The 19,561-nt window shown below is 68.9% G+C and carries 19 protein-coding genes; 5 read left to right on the top strand and 14 right to left on the bottom strand.

Going from position 1 to position 19,561, the window contains the following annotated elements; genetic code table 11:
* Positions 1 to 81: 81 nt before the first annotated feature.
* The 7 genes from ABZ208_RS00245 to ABZ208_RS00215 form a co-directional block, all read right to left on the bottom strand.
* Positions 82 to 546 (bottom strand): hypothetical protein, encoded by a 465-nt coding sequence (locus tag ABZ208_RS00245; protein ID WP_356907318.1) that lies wholly within the window; start codon positions 544 to 546, stop codon positions 82 to 84.
* 15 nt (positions 547 to 561) lie between these two features.
* Entirely contained in the window at positions 562 to 756 is a 195-nt protein-coding gene (locus ABZ208_RS00240; RefSeq protein ID WP_356907317.1) for a hypothetical protein, read from the bottom strand.
* 18 nt (positions 757 to 774) lie between these two features.
* Positions 775 to 1,026 carry a hypothetical protein gene (locus ABZ208_RS00235; protein WP_356907316.1) on the bottom strand — a complete coding sequence of 84 codons (252 nt, stop codon included), beginning with the start codon at positions 1,024 to 1,026 and terminating at the stop codon, positions 775 to 777.
* A 140-nt stretch (positions 1,027 to 1,166) separates the two neighbouring features.
* Positions 1,167 to 3,392, bottom strand: a complete 2,226-nt coding sequence (locus tag ABZ208_RS00230; RefSeq protein ID WP_356907315.1) for a cell division protein FtsK — start codon at positions 3,390 to 3,392, stop codon at positions 1,167 to 1,169.
* A gap of 85 nt (positions 3,393 to 3,477) precedes the next feature.
* Complete coding sequence (locus tag ABZ208_RS00225; protein WP_356907314.1) at positions 3,478 to 3,861, bottom strand: RRQRL motif-containing zinc-binding protein; 384 nt, start codon at positions 3,859 to 3,861, stop codon at positions 3,478 to 3,480.
* The gene (locus ABZ208_RS00220) at positions 3,858 to 4,967 is read right to left on the bottom strand and encodes a conjugal transfer protein (RefSeq protein WP_356907313.1); all 1,110 of its coding nucleotides are present in this window, start codon (positions 4,965 to 4,967) and stop codon (positions 3,858 to 3,860) included. The genes ABZ208_RS00225 and ABZ208_RS00220 overlap by 4 nt, the downstream gene beginning before the upstream one ends.
* Positions 4,964 to 5,254 (bottom strand): hypothetical protein, encoded by a 291-nt coding sequence (locus ABZ208_RS00215; protein WP_356907501.1) that lies wholly within the window; start codon positions 5,252 to 5,254, stop codon positions 4,964 to 4,966. The genes ABZ208_RS00220 and ABZ208_RS00215 overlap by 4 nt, the downstream gene beginning before the upstream one ends.
* A gap of 468 nt (positions 5,255 to 5,722) precedes the next feature.
* On the opposite strand from ABZ208_RS00215, the gene ABZ208_RS00210 reads away from it, so the two are divergent.
* From ABZ208_RS00210 to ABZ208_RS00195, 4 genes are all read left to right on the top strand, one after another.
* Entirely contained in the window at positions 5,723 to 6,073 is a 351-nt protein-coding gene (locus tag ABZ208_RS00210; protein ID WP_356907312.1) for a winged helix-turn-helix domain-containing protein, read from the top strand.
* 234 nt (positions 6,074 to 6,307) lie between these two features.
* Complete coding sequence (locus tag ABZ208_RS00205) at positions 6,308 to 7,324, top strand: AAA family ATPase (RefSeq protein WP_356907311.1); 1,017 nt, start codon at positions 6,308 to 6,310, stop codon at positions 7,322 to 7,324.
* Entirely contained in the window at positions 7,321 to 7,908 is a 588-nt protein-coding gene (locus tag ABZ208_RS00200; protein WP_356907310.1) for a guanylate kinase, read from the top strand. The genes ABZ208_RS00205 and ABZ208_RS00200 overlap by 4 nt, the downstream gene beginning before the upstream one ends.
* A complete protein-coding gene (locus ABZ208_RS00195; protein ID WP_356907309.1) occupies positions 7,905 to 8,756 on the top strand; it encodes a DUF1932 domain-containing protein in 852 nt (283 codons plus the stop codon). Before ABZ208_RS00200 ends, ABZ208_RS00195 begins: the two co-directional genes overlap by 4 nt.
* Here ABZ208_RS00195 and ABZ208_RS00190 read toward each other — a convergent pair.
* The gene (locus ABZ208_RS00190) at positions 8,753 to 9,397 is read right to left on the bottom strand and encodes an HAD family hydrolase (protein WP_356907308.1); all 645 of its coding nucleotides are present in this window, start codon (positions 9,395 to 9,397) and stop codon (positions 8,753 to 8,755) included. The genes ABZ208_RS00195 and ABZ208_RS00190 overlap by 4 nt on opposite strands.
* 110 nt (positions 9,398 to 9,507) lie before the next feature.
* On the opposite strand from ABZ208_RS00190, the gene ABZ208_RS00185 reads away from it, so the two are divergent.
* Complete coding sequence (locus ABZ208_RS00185) at positions 9,508 to 11,610, top strand: NACHT domain-containing protein (RefSeq protein WP_356907307.1); 2,103 nt, start codon at positions 9,508 to 9,510, stop codon at positions 11,608 to 11,610.
* A gap of 254 nt (positions 11,611 to 11,864) precedes the next feature.
* On the opposite strand, the gene ABZ208_RS00180 is transcribed toward ABZ208_RS00185, so the two are convergent.
* From ABZ208_RS00180 to ABZ208_RS00155, 6 genes are all read right to left on the bottom strand, one after another.
* The gene (locus ABZ208_RS00180; protein ID WP_356907306.1) at positions 11,865 to 12,188 is read right to left on the bottom strand and encodes a hypothetical protein; all 324 of its coding nucleotides are present in this window, start codon (positions 12,186 to 12,188) and stop codon (positions 11,865 to 11,867) included.
* 363 nt (positions 12,189 to 12,551) lie between these two features.
* Positions 12,552 to 12,884 carry a carboxymuconolactone decarboxylase family protein gene (locus ABZ208_RS00175; RefSeq protein WP_328400082.1) on the bottom strand — a complete coding sequence of 111 codons (333 nt, stop codon included), beginning with the start codon at positions 12,882 to 12,884 and terminating at the stop codon, positions 12,552 to 12,554.
* A gap of 308 nt (positions 12,885 to 13,192) precedes the next feature.
* Positions 13,193 to 14,503, bottom strand: coding sequence for a cation:proton antiporter (locus ABZ208_RS00170; RefSeq protein ID WP_356907305.1), 1,311 nt, complete (start codon positions 14,501 to 14,503; stop codon positions 13,193 to 13,195).
* 306 nt (positions 14,504 to 14,809) lie between these two features.
* Entirely contained in the window at positions 14,810 to 17,125 is a 2,316-nt protein-coding gene (locus ABZ208_RS00165; RefSeq protein ID WP_356907304.1) for a xanthine dehydrogenase family protein molybdopterin-binding subunit, read from the bottom strand.
* Complete coding sequence (locus ABZ208_RS00160; protein ID WP_356907303.1) at positions 17,122 to 18,405, bottom strand: (2Fe-2S)-binding protein; 1,284 nt, start codon at positions 18,403 to 18,405, stop codon at positions 17,122 to 17,124. Before ABZ208_RS00160 ends, ABZ208_RS00165 begins: the two co-directional genes overlap by 4 nt.
* Entirely contained in the window at positions 18,402 to 19,298 is an 897-nt protein-coding gene (locus ABZ208_RS00155) for an FAD binding domain-containing protein (protein ID WP_356907302.1), read from the bottom strand. Before ABZ208_RS00155 ends, ABZ208_RS00160 begins: the two co-directional genes overlap by 4 nt.
* Positions 19,299 to 19,561: the final 263 nt, after the last annotated feature.

Genomic DNA, 19,561 nt, shown 5'->3' with positions numbered 1-19,561 from the left:
TCCTGTTCTGCTACGTCGGGATAGGGAGACCGGGGGCGGCGGGCTGTCCTTGTCCGGGAGTGCCGCCGCCCTCGGGCGTAGCTAGCCGTGGAAGTGGTTGCGCTTGATGACGGCCTTGCGGATGTTGACCGTCGTCCTGCCGGCGTCGGAGTTGTGGCCGAAGATCTGCACGGCGATCCAGCCGCCGAAGATGACGGTGGCGAGGATGATGAGCTGGTGGATGAGCGCGGCGAGCGCGGCAATGAACGTGGTCAGTAGCACGAGTCCGCCGCATACGGCTCCGAACCCGATGCCCCCGAGGGCGATGTTCACCGCCGTGCGCGAGACGGCCGGCTTGGTCGCGGCCGGTTCGGGCTTGGCGGGTTCGATGGCGTAGCCGGTGACGACTCGGCCGTCCGGCAGCACGATGCTCGCCACGGTCGGGATGGTGCCCGACCGTACGGGCACGAGCGGCACACTGTGGGCCGGGACCATCAGGGTGGGGTGGTGGACTTCCACAACCGCCGTCTCGTTCTCGGACCGGCGGTAGGCGGTGGGATCGTTCACGTGCTGATCTCCCTTCTAGCGGCCGATGTCGGCGAGGGCGCCGGTCACGGCGGTGACGAGCTGGTTGACGGCGTCGCTGGCGCCGGTCCCGGCGAGGTAGAAGCCAAAGAGCGCGAGGGCGACGGCTGCCCCGGCGCCGACGGCCTTGAAGCGCAGGAGCAGCGCGGCCACGACGGCGAGCAGCAGTACGAGCGGGATGGTGATGACCATGCGTCCTCCGGGCTGGGGTCAGCGGGTGCCGGCGCGGTAGGTGCGCGCGGCGCGGTTGTAGATCCAGCGGCCGACGCGTATGCGCTTGCCGGTGGCGTGGCAGCGGCGGCAGTCCTTGCCGCGCTTGAGGTGTCCCTTGCGGTCGGTCTTGAGGGCGTGGCCCATACCGGCGCACTTGCGGCAGTCGCCGAACGGACTCAGCCAGCACTTGGCGCCATAACCGAACGTGACTATGAGTAGGCAGGCGACAGCGAGGACGGGAAGGCTCATGAGGGGCCTCTCGGACGGGATTTCGGCGTTTCCGCAGGTGGGCCGCTAGCCGCTAGCGACCTGATCAGGTGCCGTTTGGGTCGCTAGCAGGGTTGCTACCGGTAGCGGCAGTTGCCGCTACCGGTAGCAGGCTGTGAGAGCTATCCGGCGTCCCGTTTCTTGTTGCGCTCCGTAATCGCAGTGGCGATGTCGTCGCGCTTGATGCCGCGCTTGTTGACCTGCCGTCCGTCGATGCGGCGACTGATCTGGTCGGTGGCCACGCCGAACGGCTTGAGCGCTGCGGTGAGCGCCTCGGCCTTGGGCTTGGCCTCCAACTCGGCCCACGACCCGTAGGTCTCGGGGCGCAGGTCGGCGAGGCGGTCGACGATGGTCTCGGACCAGATCTTGGCCTCGCCCTTGCCGAGCACGGCCGCGACGTCGTCCAGGATCGTGGCGGACACCTCCGGGGCCGGGGCCTCGCCGGCCGCGTCCCCGGTCAGGGTGCCCTCGGCCTCCCGCAGCGCCGAAGCCCTGGTGAGGATGCGTTCGGCGTCCCGGCCGTCGGCCAGGTAGGTGCGGACGATGCCGGCATCGTCCGACATGCCCTTGAGCAGCCCAACTCCCTTGTGGGACTTGAGCAGCTTGGACGCGTCCAGACCCTCGCTGTAGGACCCGGCACCGAGGATGGTGTCGGAGACCTGGTAGGCGCCGACCCGCAGGGCGAACCGGGCCTGGTGCTGGTCACGCAGCTCCGAGGGGCACGCCTTGTCGTCCGGCTTCTGCGTCGAGGTCATGACCGAGACGCCGACCGCCGGGGCGACCCGGGCGAGGTAGACCAGCAGGGACAGGATCTCCTTGCCGTGCTCGGGGTGCTGCAAGTACTCCTGCACCTCATCGACCACGAAGAGCGTGAGGGGCATGTTCAGCTTCTTGTCCCGGCTGATCTCCGGGGTGAGCTTGCCCTCCGGGCAGATGTGCAGCGGCAGTTCGGAGAGCCGGTGGTACCGGTCCTCCACGTCCGCCTTCAACTCGCGCAGTGAGGTCAGCAGGTGCACCACCGGGTCGAACCCGTTCTTGGGCACGATGCCGAACGCGATGCGGTGCGCGACCAGGGCGAACTTGCGCCAGTCCGGCGACGCCTTCCCGTCGAACACGTACAGCCTGACGTACGGGTCCAGCGCGGCAGCGAGCGCGATCGTCCGGGCGGAGAACGTCTTGCCCTGCCGCGGAACGGCGCCGACCAGCAGAGACAGCCACAGCATGGTGGCCATGACCGGGTTGCCCCGCTCGTCCACGCCCCACGGGAACGGCTTCCAGAAGTCCACCCGCGTCGCCCCCAACAGCGGGGACTTGCCGGACGGAACGGCGAGCGGGTCACGGTCGGCGATCCAGTACGACACCCGCCGGCCGCTCGTCTCGTCCTTGTCCAGGAAGAGCTGAGTCGGCGCGATGTCCATGCCGGAGGCAAGCCGGGCGTGGGCGTTGAGGGCATCCTCGAAGGTCTTGCCGTACGGCAGGTCAACCACGACGCGCCACCCGTCCCCGTCCCGGCCGATCGGCCGCGGGAACGCGATGGACTGATCCTTGGCGGTCAGTCTGGCCGCCTCGTGGGCGCGGATGACGATGTCCGAGGACAACTTGCGCTTGCGGAACGTCACCTTGGCCATGTCGATCAGCGGCCGATCCGCCGGCGCCCCCACCACACCGAGCGTCGTCGTCAGCGTGGCCATGGCCAGCAACAACAGCCAGGACGGCGCCATGACGTACAGGGTCAGGGCGGCGGCGAGGCCGACCAACCCGGCGATGGCGGCGACGATGCCTCGCAAGCGGACTCGGTCGTTGCGCTGCCGCGAGAGCTTCAGGTACTCGGCAGCGTCCTCGGCTGCCACGGCGGCGAGGCGCAGCCCCTTGCCTTCCGCGTCGAACACCCACCGACCGATCGCGGCCGACCAGCGCCACGCCCCGCGCGGCGAATACGCGAGCACCTTCGGGCTGTAGACGAGCGGCAGACGCACGGCGTGGTAGCCGACCACGGCCGAGTAGTGACGGACGGCCCACTTGCGCACGGCCTTGCGCTGGTCAGGAAGCTTGACCCAGTCCGGCAGCACCGGAAGACGGGCCTTGTCCTTGGCCTCCATCCACTCCGCTACCGAGGGCGGGTAGACCTCGTGGGGCGGGTCGACCGGGGCGCCCTCGGTCAGCTCGTCGGCCTCGAGGTCGTCGGTGTCGGGGAGTTCGGCCTCCCACTCCCCCGGCTTGGCCTCGCCATCGCCGGGCACGACGCCCGGGGTGGTGTCTTTCTTCAGCGGGAACGGCAGCACGTCGGCCGTCCGCTCGTCGCTGCCCTCCGGCTCGCCGGGGGGTGGGAACACGGGGTTCTCGGTCACGATGTATCTGCTCCTTCGCGGGAGTCGAAGGGTCCGGCCGGCTTGCTGTGGAAGGTCGGGCGGCCGGACCCGGGTTTCGGGTGGTTCAGGCAGCGCGCTGTTCCTCGGGATACGCGCAGGTCACGCAGGTTCCGAGGGAGGTGGGGATGACGTATCCGGCGTCCCGGCCGCACTCGGGGCAACGGCGGCGGGCGGCATTGGCCTTGGCGAGCGCGGCCCACCTCGCCGGGGTCATCGGCCGTACCGGCTTGGCGCGGTCGACGCGGTACAGGTACGCGGTCAGCGGTTCGCGCCGGCGACGCGGCCTGAGGATCTGTGCAGCGACGTCCTGACCACCCGGCCGCAGTCCACGGATGCGGAGTTGGCGGCGAGTCGCCAAGTCGTCGGGGGCGTATCGCCACGGGTAGGTGGGGATACCGAAGCGCTCGCCGTCCGGGTCGAAGCAGTCGGCGAGGGTCAGCCGCTTCACGCGGCGTTAGCGCCGTCGGCGGCACGTTCGGCGAGGATCGTGTCCCGCAGCGTCCGCGCGTTCGCCGGCGAGGTGTGAATCTCGCGGCGGATACCCTCCGCCGTGATCCGGCTGTCCGGCCAATCGGCGGTCGCGGTGCGGGCCTCAGCGAGCAACTGATCCGCCGTGCGCTTCGGCCGGGGCGACCGGGCCACGTCGGGAACCCGGCCGGTCGCCCGACGGGATCGGGGGGAGTCGACCGCCACCGCCCGCCGCCCGGTCGATCCGGCCGGCGCGGCAATCGCCGGGACCGGCTTGACGGGAAGCGTCGGCTTCACGAAGTCGACCACCACCGGATCGGTCACCGGGAATCGAGTCAGCACCACCGACGGCGCCGGACTCGATTCCCGCAGGTCAACCGTAGACCGATTCCTCATGGTCTCGGTAGATTCCTTCGCATTCGTAACTGGGGTGGGGTCCGGGTCGGTGCCGCCGAACATCGACAGGAGCGCGGCGTTCGCGCCGTCGGTGATCCGGTCTCGCTGCACATCCAGCAGCCTCGATCCGAGCGCCGCGTCCCCGACCCCGACCTTGCGGGCCAGACGCCACGACGCCCGATCCGACCGCTTCCTGACCCGGTCGCTGGGGTGGTGGGCGGCACGGGCGCGGTGGTAGGCGAGGGCCTGAACGATGTCGGCGGTGTGCCGCTCGCTCTCCGCGTCGCGGCCGTCGGTGTGGACGACGATCCGGCGGGCGAGGAACGCCATGCCCTCCGCCGATACCGACATGCCCATCGGGGTCAGCGCGTAGATCACGGTCCGCCCGAGATCCGGTGCGGCCATCGCGCCCATGACGGCGGCGGCGGCCGGCAGGGCCCACAGCCCGATCCGGACCACACGCGGGGAGGACTGGCCCAGCATGGTCAGACCCAGCAGCACCAGGGCGAGAACGGCCGTTGCGCCCTCGCCGGCACCGAGGGCACCGAGCGCGGTCCCCCTGCCGTAGGCGTGCCCGATGTTGCTGTAGGTGCCGATACCGCCGACCACGCCCGTGGCCAGCATCGGCACGAACGCGGCCGCCAGGACACCGACCTGAACCTTGGTGAGAGGCTTGCGGGTCTCGTTCATGCGGCTTCCCCCGACTCGGACCGGAAGTCGCGAACGGAGCGCAGGAACGGCACGGTGCGGGTGAGCGCGTTGGCGTACAGCGCGTCCCATCCGGCGATCTCGTCACCTGCCTCCGCCTCTGCCCACAGGTCGGCGAGGACATCGCGGGCCGCGTCCTCACGGGCGGCATGCTCGCCGTCCGTCTCGGATTCCAGCGGGCCCCGGAACAGGTCGATGTCGATACCGAGCGCCAGTTCCGCGAACTCGATGTCGCCGTGCGCTTCCTGGCCGGCGACGAAGGTGCGCATACGCATGATGGATTTCTCCTTGATACGTCGGGACCGGCGCGACGGGCTGTCCTGTCCGGGAGTGCCGCCGCGTCCGGAAGTGAGGGCCCGCACCACACGTCGCGGCGGACCCAGTGACCCCGGGCGGAATCTGATCCCACGCCCTCACGGCTGAATACCGGGGCCGACGGTCGTCACCCGGCCGTCACGGGGACAGGGCAAAGCCCCATCAAGATCACAAACACTCTGTTGAGTTCTCCGCAGCGCTCTCTCCGGGCCATGCATCCGGGCGCTGTTGGTGCAGGTCCAACAGGTCGTTCAAGCGCTCCGCCCCTGTCGAGGCGAGCCACATTCACAACTCTGCCTCAGAGTGCACTGTGAGGCAGAGTGCGTCAAGTCCCTCCACGGAACAAGCCGCATGGGACGCTGGTTCTACCTCTGCGGCTTAGGCACTATGAGGCAGAGACCGAGACGAGACTTGGGGTGCAGATGGTCGAGTGGACCGGCAAGTTCGCCTACCAGCAGGTAGCCGATGACCTGCGACGACGTATCGCGGAAGGCGAGTTCGCCGACACCGGACAGCTCCCCTCGCTCGCACAGCTCCAGAAGCGGTACGAGGTGACTGTGACCGTCGCCCGCGCTGCCATCAGGCAGTTGACGACGGATGGCCTCGCTGTGAGCCACCAGGGCAAGGGCGCCTTCCTGACGTCGGACGCCGGCCGTGTCGCACAACTCGCCGATCCGATCGGGACCGTGGCCGAGCTGCGCAAGGAAGTCGAGCAACTGCGGAGCGAGGTTGGGGAGCTGCGCCAACGCGTCGCGACCTTGGAAGAGAACTGACCTTCCAGCAAGCCGGGGTGGAGCCTGAGCCGTCGTGCCGGGCGGCATCTGAACCTCCTCGTTCGGTGTGGGTATAAGTTCACCGCTGCGGCACGAGATCCGGTATCACGTCCCGCTACCTGAGAAAGTCAGAGCGGTTTTATACATCCGCTTACACAGGCGCTATCACGAATTTCCATAGGCCTAGTCGAGTCGCTACACTCGCGGCTCCGACCAGCTATCTAGGAGGGGCAGATGGCACGGAAGCACCCAGATTGGAAGCCGGACCTCCTGCGAATGCATCGCGAGGAAATTGGGCTCACGCTGGAAGACACGGGAGAGAAGCTCCGCGAAATCGCGGAGCGTCACGGATTCAACATTGCCGCGAACTTCCAAACCATCTGGGGCCACGAGAAGGGTTCGGTATATCCCGGTCCGCATTACCGTCGGGCGTACTGCCGTCTCTATCGTCGCAACGAAGCTCAACTCGGCTTCCGCAAGGCCCTGCCCGGAGAGGATGCCCCTGTGCAATCCGTACCGGCGCCCGCTTGCACTGAACGAAAGCTCCCCAACCAACCGGACGCAGTACGTCAAGCGCTCAGCAGTATCCGCGAAGGCACGGATGATGTGGACAGCGATGCTCTGCGCAATCGCGTGGTCGACGCATGGCGCCGCCACACCGCAGGGGGAGGCGTCGACGGCCCCACCGTCATCCTCGTCGGAGGGTACGCAGGGTCGGGGAAGTCGGAGTTCGCGAAGTTCCTCGGCGGTCTCACCGGCTGGCCCATCCTGGACAAGGACTCGCTGACGCGTCCGTTGGTAGACCAGCTTTTGGTCTCAATGGGCGGAGAGGCGCACGACAGGAGTTCAACACTCTACCGAGAAAAGGTCCGCCCCCTCGAATACCGATGCCTGATGGAAGCCGCTTGGGACAACGTGGATTGCGGGACTTCCACGATCCTCGATGCTCCATTCATCTCTGAATTCTCCCAAGCTGAATGGATGCAGCGCTTCCAAAACCGTTGCCGATCGAAGCGCGTCTCCGTCGCAACCATATGGGTGGAGTGCGACCCGGAGTCGATGCGCGAGTACATCGAGTTCCGAGGGGCAGCACGCGACACGTGGAAGATGGATGCGTGGGACGATTACGTCTCAGGGCTTGACCTAAAAATGCGCCCGCAGGGCCCACACTTCGTCGTCGACAACCGGCTTGGCGCGGCCGTGGCCCTGGTGGATGAAGCCCGAGACGTACTGAGTGGAGGTGGCCTGTGAACCCTTCGGGCGTCATCCTCTACGGTCCTCCAGGGTCAGGCAAGGACACGATTACAGCCGAACTTTCCAACCTGCGTTCGGAGTTCGCGCTATTCCAGCGGCTTAAGGCGGGGCCCGGACGGGCCACGGGGTATCGGCTCACGACAGCTGAGCGCATCGAGCAACTGGCACAGGCCGGAGAGGTTCTGTACCGCAACAGCCGATACGACGCGGAGTACGCCATCGACCGCCGCGAGGTTTCCGCACTTGTCGATTCCGGACGGATCCCGGTCGTCCACATGGGCCAGGTAGCCGGTGCCCGCGCGGTTGCGACCTACCCCATCAATTGGGTGCGGGTGCTCCTGTGGTGCCCCGAAGACGTGACGCGTCAGCGCTGCCAGAGGCGCGGAGATAGGGACTTGGGCGCTCGGCTCAAGGTCTGGCACGAGACCTCGCAGGATCTCGTGGACCACGCGCTGGAGCCCTGGTCGCTCGTCATCAGAACCGACCAGGTCAGCGCCGCTCAGGCAGCGCAGGCCATCGACGAAGCACGGTTGGCCGGCGCACCTGCCGAGGTTCGCGATATTCGTGGGCTGGTCGGATGACCGTCGTCGGAGTTCTACACCCGGGCAGCATGGGCGCCGCGGTGGCGGCCCAAGCCCGACTCGGCGGAGCCGAGGTTCTTTGGTGCCCGACTGGCCGCAGCTCCGCGACCGAGGAACGGGCCCGGAGACACGGACTCACCGCAGCAAGCGACGTTGGCGAACTGACGGAGCGAGCCGACGTCATCCTCAGTGTCTGCCCCCCGGCGTACGCGGAAGACGTCGCAGTCGAGGTCTCCGCCCACTCGTTCACAGGGATCTACGTGGATGGCAACGCCATCTCTCCGGCCAGCATGGCGCGCGTCGCCGCGGTGATGAGCCGCACGCAGGCGACCGTCGTCGATGGCTCCATCATCGGCTCGCCCCCTTCCGCGTTGAAGTCCGCTCGCCTCTACCTGTCAGGCCCGGCGGACGCGCTGCCCCCCGTGGCATCGCTCTTCGCCGGCACGGCCGTGCAGGCGCATCCGCTGTCCGGCGGCATCGGTCGCGCCTCCGCCTTGAAACTTTCGTACAGCAGCTACCAGAAGGCGAGCCGCGTCCTTGCCGCGGTCTCGTATGCCCTCGCCAAGGACTACGGAGTGGAGGCGGAGCTCCTCGACATCGCGCAGGGCCGCACCACCAGCTACCTCACGGAGACGGACTACATCCCGAAGGTGGCCGCGCGGTCATGGCGCTGGAGTCCTGAAATGGCCGAGGTGGCCGACGCCCTACGGGAAGCTGGGCTTCCTACCGACTTGGCAGATGCGGCAGCCGCGGTCATGAGCCGATGGGATGACCTCAAGGGCGCATCCTTGAGCACTCCCGAAGCACTGGAACGTCTGCATGATTCTCCGGATAGCGAGCCCGGCTAGACCGCCAACGCTCGCATCATCTCGATAGCCTCTGCGATGCCCTGAACTACGAGGTCGGGCTCGCGGGGGCCATCGCTCCATGCACGGCCATTGGCCACCCATGCCGTGCGAAGTCCCGCCGCGCGGCCCCCTTCCATATCCGTCTCAGGCCCGTCCCCGACCATCCACCCGCCCGTGCCGAGCCGGACACCGCACAGCATGGCAGCAGCCTCGAAGTGCTCGTACGCAGGCTTCCTGGCTCCGATCTCCTCCGAGACCGCGATCCCGTCGAAGAACGACACAAGCCCGGTCGCGGCGAGCTTGGCCCGTTGGATATCCCCCGCGCCGTTCGTCGCAATACCGAGCGCCCACCCCGCGCCGCGCAGCGCTTCGAGCCCCTCCCGCACCCCAGGAAAGCAACGCACCGACCGCGCGACACCGTCGACGTACTCACGCCAGAGGTCGCCTGGGTCGTCGCTGAGCCCGAGCACCTCCCGTAGGTAGACGAAGTCCGCCGGATATGCCCGTTCCCGGAGCCGCTCACAGACGACGGACTCCGCTCCCCCGGGCAATCGTCGGTACCGCACGAAGCCGCGAGCCCAGTCTTCAAGGCCCCCGCGTCGGTCGATCAAAGTGTTGTCCAGATCGAAGAGTGCCAGCACACGAGGAACGTACTGCGGCTCGGCTGCGGATGCGCCATCATCGGTGGATGCCACCCACGAGGGGAAGTCACGGCAGGCGAGTACGGTGGTGGATCACAGTCGGCAGTGCGTTGCTCATAGGCGCAAGCCTGGCCTTCGCGATCGCAAGACTGGTCGGTGGAGCGTCAGACCAGGACGGGATCCAGGCGTCGTTGCTTGCTGTGCCGCTCTCAGCCGCTGCCCTTGTCGCTGGTGCGCTGGCACTGCGCAAGCCGCCTCAGTCGTTGGTCGACCTGGGCCGCGGATGGGCTGCCGACTTGGCTCTTGTTGTGAAAGATCAGGAGCAACGCTACCTCAATCAGCTATTGGGCGAAATCGCGCCGAAGAAAATCAATCTCACTTACACGATCCTGTCCGGGAACTTGCCCGAACTGAGCGCTAGTCCACCGACAGAAAGAGGACGCCTATTCAACGGCACAGCGACCGATCCGGACATTGTTGACTTTTACAAGAAAATCCCTTCAGGTCGCCTCGTAGTGACTGGTGAACCCGGTTCCGGAAAAACAGGGCTCATCGTGGAACTCATTCTTCGACTGCTTGAGCAGCGGAATGCTGACGACCCCGTACCGGTGCGCTTGTCCATGCCTGACTGGGACACCCATATACCGCCGGGAGAGTACCTGACCCAACATCTGGTAAATGCCTACGACTGGCATGAGAAGGCGGCAAGGACTCTGGTCGAGCAAGGTCGCATCCTCCCCGTACTTGATGGGTTGGATGAGATGGACTCCACTCATATTCATTTCGATCCCACCCAAGGACCGCAACGCGCAGTAGCCGCTCTGGAACTCCTCAACGACTCCAGAAGCGGTTTCTGGAACTGGCCGGTGGTCCTCACCTGCCGTTCTGCGCAGTATGACGCCTTATTGAATGCACGAGAACGGCTTTGGGAGGCAGTGCGCGTTGAAATAGACGCCGTCCCTGCCGCGGAAGCCTCTTCCTACTTGGATGAGCGTGCCCAGCAGTACCGCCCTCGGTGGGGAGCCGTGCGCGTCGAACTGGAAAGCAACCCGATGTTCGCGGCGAACCTGTCGACTCCCTGGCGTCTTTGCCTGGCTTCAACCGTCTACTTCAAGGACGGCGACCCTGCAGAGCTGCTGGCACATTCGGATGACCTCGATGATTTCCTTCTGGCCAGGTACATCCCGGCAGCCACCCAACTGCACCGCGACACATGCACGTACCAGCCGGAAAATGTCCACCTCTGGCTCTGGCGTCTCGCCACGCACCTGGAACGCTCCGCGCCGGGAGCCTCGGGCGGCCCCAGTAGCGACCTCCTTCTACATGAGCTGTGGCCTCTCGCTGGGCGCCTCAAAGTCCGCGTGACCGACGCGCTCATAACCGGCCTGGCCGGGGTTCTGGCGCTCCTCGTCGCGGCCCCAGCAATTAGGACTCCCGGCGATGCCTTTCTCCCGGTATGCGCCATCGCTTTTGCCGCTGTGGCCGTATTCTTGACGAAGGAAGTGCATCCAATGCGCATTGATCTTCGTTTCTTGTCCGATGGCAGATCTGGCCGTCTACTCGCGAAGAATGTAGCTGCTGGATTCGCCGGTGGATTTTTGTTCGCCGCGTTCCTCTGGGCAATTGAGATGCTTGCGAAGTTGACGGGATATGCCTTCCTACCTAACCAAACACCGGGACAATCATTCACACTCACCTTGACTCTCACGGGGGTAATGGGTCCGGTAATTGCGGTTACGGGTTCATTGACGGACAAGATTCTGCGAGAAAAGCAGGTACTGAAGCCACGCCAGTCCATTCGCGAGGATTTAGTATGCGGGGCTTCCATCGCATTTCTGTGCGGGATGGGTCCCTTGCTGTTCGGCGCGCCTATTGGCCTCATGGTGGAGTTTCTCAGACGCCATGGTTTCATCGGGGGGCAATCCTACGGATACATCGAGATGATGTTGAATGGAATCGCGGTGCTACTCCCCATAACACTCCCCCTGGGTGCCTTGATCGGTTTCGCAGGCTGCTGTCGGGCAAGCCGCCGATATCTCGTCTTCCTGTTCTGGTATCGCAGACGGTTGCCCTTTCGGCTGGCCGCATTCTTGGACTGGTCCAGCGCCGCCGGTTTGCTGCGCATCTCCGGCACCGCCTACCAATTCCGCCACCGAGAACTCCAGCAGTGGCTCGTTCGCCACGGCCAGCCGACGACCGGCGAAGCTTCGTAGTGCCGGACGTCAGCGCAGCCTGCCGTTTCAGTTCCGTCTCATTCACCGCCGTACGCGTACCCGGTGCGACCTGCTCCGTGAACCCCGGGGGACCTCCCCGTACGGTCATGCGGACAGTTGGAAAGCGTGTTGGGGCCAGCCTCGCGAGAACGAGTTGCGTGAAGATGTACGCGCGGCTTCAAGCCAACGGGACTGGCGGCACGCTGAATTAAGCCGCTCGCGGACCCGATGCCGCAGGGACGGCTACCCCTGCTTTAGCCGAAAGGAGCGGGGCCGAGTCCTGAGCAGCCGCTCTCCCGTGTACCGCGGGTGGCCATGAACTCGCTCTCTCGCCCGTCGGGAAGGCGCAGAATGCCGGGAGCTGCGTCGAAGAGATCAACGTCGTCGTCCCCCGCCAGGGTGACACTGCCCGCCCACGTGCTGTGCCGGTCATAACTGAAGTCGGGAACGGTGGCTGGGTCCAGGCGGAGCACGAGGCAGGCATGCACAGCGACTTCACGGCCGTCGGGGAAGACGACGGTCGCAGGGCCCTGGTAGCGGGGGCGTCCGTCGTCCTTGTGGAATCTGTCGCGTGCCATGCGCCCATCCTCGCGCGGCCGCAGGTCTGGTCAAGGGGCCAGCTCCCACCGTCTCAGTTCCCGTCTCATTCATCGCCGTACGAGGCCGTCCAGGACCATTCGCCTGCCCCGGCAATCCGGCCTGTCCGTACGAGTATGAACGCCAGTGGACGCACCCGGATCGTGGTCTGACCAGCGCGGACAAACCTGCAAAGCGAGTTACGTGGGTTCGAATCCCGCCACGGTCTCCGGCAGCCGATGGCGCGAAGCTGCCCGAAGACAGCGGGCGGTCCCGATCGGGACCGCCCGCTCGTCCGTCGGCCGCGCCGGTCATCGGCTGCCGGCGCGGCCGGTGGCTCTACGCCCCGGGCAACGTGTCCACGCTCAGCCCCTGGCCTCGGCCTCCGCCTCGGCGTCGGCAACGGCGATGGCGATGCCGAGTGCTCGGGCGATGTTGCCGGCTGCCGTCATGACACGGGCGGTGCCCACGATGGGGGCGATGGCGACCAGGACGTCCTGCAGTTGCTCGGCGTTCATGCCGGCCTTGAGGGCGGGGTCGATGTGGGCGACGTAGGAAATCGGCGGAGCGTCCGAGGCCGCGAGGGCCGCGATGCGGGTGAGCATGAGCATGTCCGGGGCCAGCCCGCACCGCTCGACCGAGTCGATCGTCATCGCAGCGAGGGTGTCCAGGACGGGGGTTTCAGATGCAGTGGCCATGTCGGGTCGTCTCCTGATGGTGTCGCAACGCGGGTCAGGGGCGGCAGGGCCGCCGCCGGTACAGCACCTACCGCTCGACCGTAAGGCCCTTCCGGGCGGATTGCCTGTCGAGCGGAATCGTCCAGGCGGGGAGGCAGCTCGGCGGCACCGGGACCGAACCTGCCGGCCCACAGGGCGGTCGGCACCCGCCCCGACGAGCGGTCTGCGGACCACTGACACGCCGGCGCAGTGCGACCCCGGCCGACGGAGCGGCTGCTCCGGCCGCCGGGCGGACCCGGCGGCGTAGCGGCGGCAGCCGCCGTTCGCTGTCACCGCAGGCGCCGGTGGCCGGGCTGCCGGCTCTCGGCGGCCTCCGCCACGCCTGTCCCCTCACGCAGGTCGGGTGTCACGGCGGTCTCGCCCTCGTACCACCCGCCGTAGCGGTCGGCGAGAACGACGGCCGACACGCCGTGCAGCAGAATGCTGAGGCCGACGGTGACCGAGATGACCGTGCCCAGCAGGTCGATACCGGGAACGTGCTCCTCCACCACCAGGAGTCCGAACGTGATGGACGCCAGGCCACGGGGCCCGAACCAGCCGATGTAGGCCACGGTGGGCAGCCGGAACCCGCTCCCGGCCAGCGAGAGGGCCACCGGCATCATCCTGACCACCGTCAGGCTGAGCACGGCATATGTGACGATCCGCCAGTCAAGGTGCTCCAACGCCGGGCCGAGCAGCACCGCGCCGAAGACGAGAAAGCTCAACGTGGCCAGCAGCCCGCCCAAGTACTCGGCCAGGTCGGCAGTCCGCTCGTCCGTCCCTTCCCCGGTGACCGGTTCCTGGCTCCGCAGACCGACGCCGAAGGCGAAGCCCGCCACCCATGCGGAGATGAACCCGCTTCCGTCCGTGGCGACCGCCAGGCTGTACGAGCCGAAGGCCACGGCGAGGACGAAGACCTCGCGCCATTCGCGCGTCACCCAGCCCTTCGCGCGCGACCGGCGCAGCAGCCGTCCACCGAGCCACCCTCCCGCAAGCCCCAGCGCGGTGCTGAGCACCAGCGCCCGCCAGAAGACTCCGTTCACTCCTTCCTCCGCCGTCGCCGTGCCGGGAATCGCGGCAAGGAAGAGGAGGAAGAACGGCAGCACCAGACCGTCGTTGAGGCCGCTTTCGACGTGGAGTCCCCTGCGTACGACAGCCGGGACACGCGGGCTGGAGATGGCGCTCTTGCCGAGCGCCGCATCGGTGGGAGCGAGAATCGCGCCGAGCAGCGCGAACTCCCACATCGTCAGCCCCGGCAGCAAGGGCCAGGCCAGCAGCCAGCCCGCCCCGATGCTCAGTGGGAGGCCGACGGCCAGCAGACGCAGAGGCAGGAAGCCGCCGGTGCGCAGGTCCCGGCGGCGCACCGTCATCGCATCGGTGAAGAGCACCAGGGCCAGAGCAGCCTCGACCAGCGTCAGCACCGGGCCGGCATCGTGGCGCAGGTCGAGAACGTCCAGCCCCACGGGCCCGATGAGCACCCCTAAGCCGGTGAACACCATCGGCGCCGACACCGCCGTTGTGGCCAGTCGTCGCGATAACAGCGCATAGCCGGCTGTGACGGCCGCAACCGCCGCTCCGGTCCAGGCGCTACCACCACTCATGACGCTCCCGCTCATCCGCCCGGCCCGGCCGGCCCTTGACCGAGAGCGCCAGGAAGACGCAGCTGCGCAGAGCACTCAGCGCGCGTGGGACTCGGCTGTGCAGGCGATCATTGTCGCCCGGCACCGGGATTCATGAACGGCACCGACACGGCACCCGCGGCCCATTGAGCCGCCGGGCACGCGGCTGAACGCCACTGAACCTCAACCCGCCAGGACCTGCGCCGCATGCGCGCCGAACCGGCCGAGGCGGACCGGCACCGTGGGCCCGTGGCCTCAGCCTGCCCGACAAGAACGCCCGGACAGGGTCTAGGCGTGGGGAGCGGCCACCGCCGTCTGTGGTCTTATCGGGAGCCGGTTGATGGGGCGGCCCGTCGCGGCACGCACCGCTGAAGCCACCGCTGCCGGGGAGGTCACCACCGGTGCCGCGCTCGCCGGCTTGGCGCCGAAGGGGGCGACCACGTCCCGTTCCTCGATCAGTTTCACGATGCGGATGTCCGGGGCGTCCAGGGATGTCGGGAGGGCGTAGCCCGTCAGGTCCGGGTGGCGGATCAGGCCGCGGGCCGTGCGGAGGTTCTCCGTGAGTGCCGCGCCGACTCCCTGGGTGATGCCCGCCTCGATACGGGTGGCCAGCTGGGCCGGGTTGAGGACACGGCCCACGTCCTGGGCCACGGCCATCTCGACCACACGGACCGAGCCCAGTTCGATGTCGACGTCGACCACCGCGCGGATCGCGCAGAAGGCCAGGCCCACGAACGCGTCGCCCTGGCCCGACTCGTCGAGGGGCTCGGTGGGGTGGGGGCGGCACTGGGCCGTGGCCCAGAGTTCCTTGCCGTCCATCGCTTCCGTGACCGTCGTCGACAGCACGCCGTCGTACGACGTGATCTTGCCGTCCGTGATCTGGAGCAGCTCGGTGGACATGCCGAACTTGTGGGCCAGGGGCTGCAGCAGCTGTGTGCGGACCATCTTCGCCGCGCGCTCGACCGCGCCGCCCGAGACCCAGGTGTGACGGCCGTGTGCGGCGGGGCCGGCCGGAGGCTGGTCGGTGTCGACCGAGGCGACATGCACCTCGTCGATGCCGAGCGTCTCCTGGACGATCTGGCGGGCGAGGGTGGTGAAGCCCGAACCGGTCTCCACCGCCGCGCAGATGACGGTCGCTCTGCCGTCCTGCACCTTGACCGTCGCCGTGGAGACCTCGTCGGTGCCTTCGGCCCCGAGCATGTGGACCATGCCCAGCGCGTATCCGACGCCGCGGCGCACCGCGCCCGGCTCGCCCGCGCCTTCGGGGCCGCCCGGGAGGAGCCAGTCGTTCTCCGGGGTGTCCTTGGGGAGGGAGGGGAGGGGGAAGTCACGTACGGCCTGAAGGAGTTCCGCAACGGGTGCCGGGCACGTCACGGTCTGGCCGGTGGGCAGGATGTCACCGGTGGCCAGCACATTGCGCAGGCGGATCTCGGTGGGGTCCACGCCCAGTTTCGCGGCCAGTTTGTCCATCTGGGCCTCGTACGCCGCGCAGACCTGCATCGCGCCCTCGCCACGGACATGGCCCGAGGGCGGGTTGTTCGTGCGGACCGCCCAGCCCTCGATGACCGCATGCGGGACCACGTACGGGCCGCAGGCGAAGGCGACCGCGGCGGCCAGCGACTCGGACGAGGCGTCGGCGTACGCGCCCGCGTCGAGCAGCAGCTGGGCCTCGACCTTGACCAGCCGGCCCTCCGCGTCCGCGTGGTGGCGGTAGCGCAGCAGCGTCGGGTGGCGGTGGGCGTGGCCGAGGAACGACTCCTCGCGCGTAGCGGTGAGTTTGACGGGGCAGCCGGTCTTCAGCGCCAGCAGTCCGAGCGGGAGCTGGAAGCCGGGGTCCTCGCGGTCGCCGGTCGCGCCGGGCACGCCCGTGACCACGACCTTGACCCGCTCGGGCTCGAGGCCGAAGCAGGCCGCCGCCAGATCACGGTCGGTGTGCGGATCGGTCGACGCGCAGTACAGCTCGACGCCGCCGTCGGGGCGCGGTACGGCGAGCCCGGCCTCGGCGCCGATGGGCGCCGGGTCCTGGCGGCCGATGCGGTACAGACCGTCGACGATCACCTCGCCGGTCGCCTCCGCGTCGCCGTAGCGCAGCGGGATGTGGCGGATGAGGTTGCCGTCGGGATGCAGCGGCTCGGCCTCGAAGGCCTTCTCCGGGTCGGTGACCGGATCGAGGACCTCGTACTCGACCGCGATCGCCGCCGCGGCCAGACGTGCGGTGTCGGGGTGGTCGGCCGCGACTGCGGCGATCGCCTCGCCGTGGTGGCGGACGATGTCCGAGGCGAAGACGGGCCGGTCGGCGATCCGCCTGCCGTAGGCGCCGTCCCCAGGGATGTCCTCGTGCGTGATCACCGCGCGTACGCCCGGCATCTCCTCGGCGGCGGAGGTGTCGATCGAGAGGATCCGGGCGTGCGGGTGCGGCGAGCGCAGCAGCGCCGCCCACAGCAGGCCCTCCGCCCACAGGTCGGCGGCGTACGGAAAGGTGCCCTCCGTCTTGGCGCGGGTGTCGGCCGGGGGGAGGGAGGCGCCGAGGCCGTGAACGGGCGGGGCCGGCTCCTGGCCGTCGACCGTCGCGGGGGGCGCAGTGGTGGCCGCGTCGTTGCTCACGCCATGCCTCCGTCGTGCGGGTGGGGCCGCACACTACCGGCGCCGGGCGGTGCCTGGTGCGGGATGCGGGCTTCCTCGGCCGGTTCCGCTGCGGCCGCGGCGGCGGCCGCGCGCTCGGCGACCACGTCGCGCACGGCGTCGAGCACGCCCCGGTAGCCGGAGCAGCGGCACAGGTTTCCGCACAGGGCCTGACGGGTCTCGAGCTCGGTGGGGGCGTGGTTGCCCTCCAGGAGGTCGTGGACGGTCATGGCCATGCCCGGGATGCAGAAGCCGCACTGGACCGCGCCGCAGGCGGCGAGGGCGCGCTGGACGTCGGACGGTTCACCGTCGGTGGCGAGGCCCTCGACCGTACGCACCTCGGAGCCGGCCGCGGTCGCCGCGGGGACCAGGCAGGACGCGACGAGCCTGCCGTCGACCTGGACGTTGCAGGCCCCGCACTCGCCCTGCGAGCAGCCGTCCTTGGCGCCGGCGAGGCCGAGGCGCTCGCGCAGCACGTAGAGCAGGGACTCGCCGATCCAGGCGTCGGAGACGGGCCGGTCGGTGCCGTTGACCCGCAGGACGTAGGAGGTGGAGGGGTGCTCGTCGCTCCCGGCGGAGGACGTGACGGGCGCAACGGGCGCGGCTTCGGCCGTGGGTTCGACGGAAGTCGAGTCGCCCGCGTCGGGCGCGTGCCCGGCGTCGTCGGCGGACGCCGCGGCGTCGGGCGATCCGGCCGGGGCGTCGGGCGATCCGGCCGGCTCTTCGGCCGCCGCCGGCTCGGGCTGCTCCTGCTGCGCCCACGGCGCCGTCGCACCACCCGGGAGGGTCGTCCACGAGGCCGGCGCTCCGCCGGGGCCCGGCGCGGGTGCGGGTGTGCCGTACCGGTCGTCCTGCTCGGCCGCCGGTGCCGCTACGTCGGCGTCCGCCGACGGGAAGCTCCACTGACCGGTCGCGTCCGCGGCAGCGTGCTCCGGGGCCCGCTCCTCGGGGAAGTTCCACTGACCGGTGGCCTGCGGGTCGCCGGCCTCCGGCTCCGGCCACTGGGTCGTCCAGTTGCCGGTCGTGCCCGGGTCGGTCCCGGCGGCCGGGGTCAGCGGCATGATCATGGGCGGCACGTAGCCGTGGCCCGGCGCCTCGAGCGGTGCGGCGTCGAACGCGGCGTCGGGCGGCAGCTGGAGGAAGGCCGTGGCCTCGCTGTCGTACTCGCCGCCCTGCGGGGTCGGCTGCCAGCCGCCCTGCTCGTACTGGAACCCGTCGGAGAAGCCCTCCGGGAACTCCCGCGTGTTGTCGTCGTTGCTCACGACAGCGCCCTCCCCAGTGCCCGTCGGGCCAGCGCGGCGACGGTGCGCCGCAGATGCAGTACGGCCGGCGGCAGCACCTCCGGCTCCTCCCCCGGCGCGGCCGGCGCCGGGTCGGGGATGCACGCGGCGGCGACGTACTCGCCGAACGCCGCCAGCGCCTCGCCCGCCAGCCCGCGCTCGCCGTCCCAGTCGATCAGCGACGCGATCCAGCGCTCGGCCTCCAGCGGCCGCAGCGGCATCGGCGCGATGGCACCCACGGCACAGCGCACACCGCGCCGCGCCGGGTCGAGCACGACGGCGACGGATGCGCTGGCGCGGCCGGGGCCGGTCCGGCCGGTGGCCTTCAGGAAGACCTGCGGGGCGTGCAGCAGAGGTACGCGTACGAAGCCGATGAGCTCGGCCGGGCCGAGCAGCTCCCGGCCGGCCAGCAGGTGGGAAACCGGGATCTCACGGCGTTCGCCGCCCGGGCCCGCGATCACCAGGTCCGCCTCGAGGGCGGCCAGGACGGGCAGGGTGTCACCGGTGGGCGCGGCTCCGGCGATGTTGCCGCCGAGAGTGCCCGCGTTGCGGATCTGGGGCGGGCCGGCCGCCCTGGCGGACGCGGCGAGCGCCGGGATGAGGGCGGCGAAGTCCGGACGGCCCATGCGGGCGTGGGTGAGGCCCGCACCGAGCAGGGCGTGTCCGTCCTGGTAGCGCCAGCCGCGGATCTCGCTGATGCGGCCGAGGCCGACGAGGCCGGCGGGACGGAGCCGGCCCTTGTTGACCGCTGCCATGAGGTCGGTACCGCCGGCGACCGGGACGGCTGCGGGCATGGCGGTGAGCGCCGCCACTGCCTCGTCGAGCGAGGCCGGCAGCGTCACCGACTGTGCCGTCTGCGGTGCGTGCGTGGTCACCCAGCTGCCCCTTCCCGGTGTCCCGGCTGTCGCGCGTGTGTTGCCGTACCGTACGTGCTCACAGGGCGGACGTGGCAACTCTGGCACATCTTCCGAACTGACCGACGAGAGGGTCCACGAAGGGCATATTCGCCCCTCAAGTCCCCTCACGTACCAAAAGTCCGGTTTCTCGCACCGTCAGCACCACAGCCGGATTGCCACCCTTCAGCGCCCCTTGTACGACTTTCGCCTACGACCCCCACAGTCGCAAAGACCCTGTTGCG

Source organism: Streptomyces sp. NPDC006208 (genome assembly GCF_040613775.1).
Taxonomy (GTDB): Bacteria; Actinomycetota; Actinomycetes; order Streptomycetales; family Streptomycetaceae; genus Streptomyces.
Note: the sequence above shows the minus strand (reverse complement) of the source record. Positions and strands in the feature narration are given on the sequence as shown.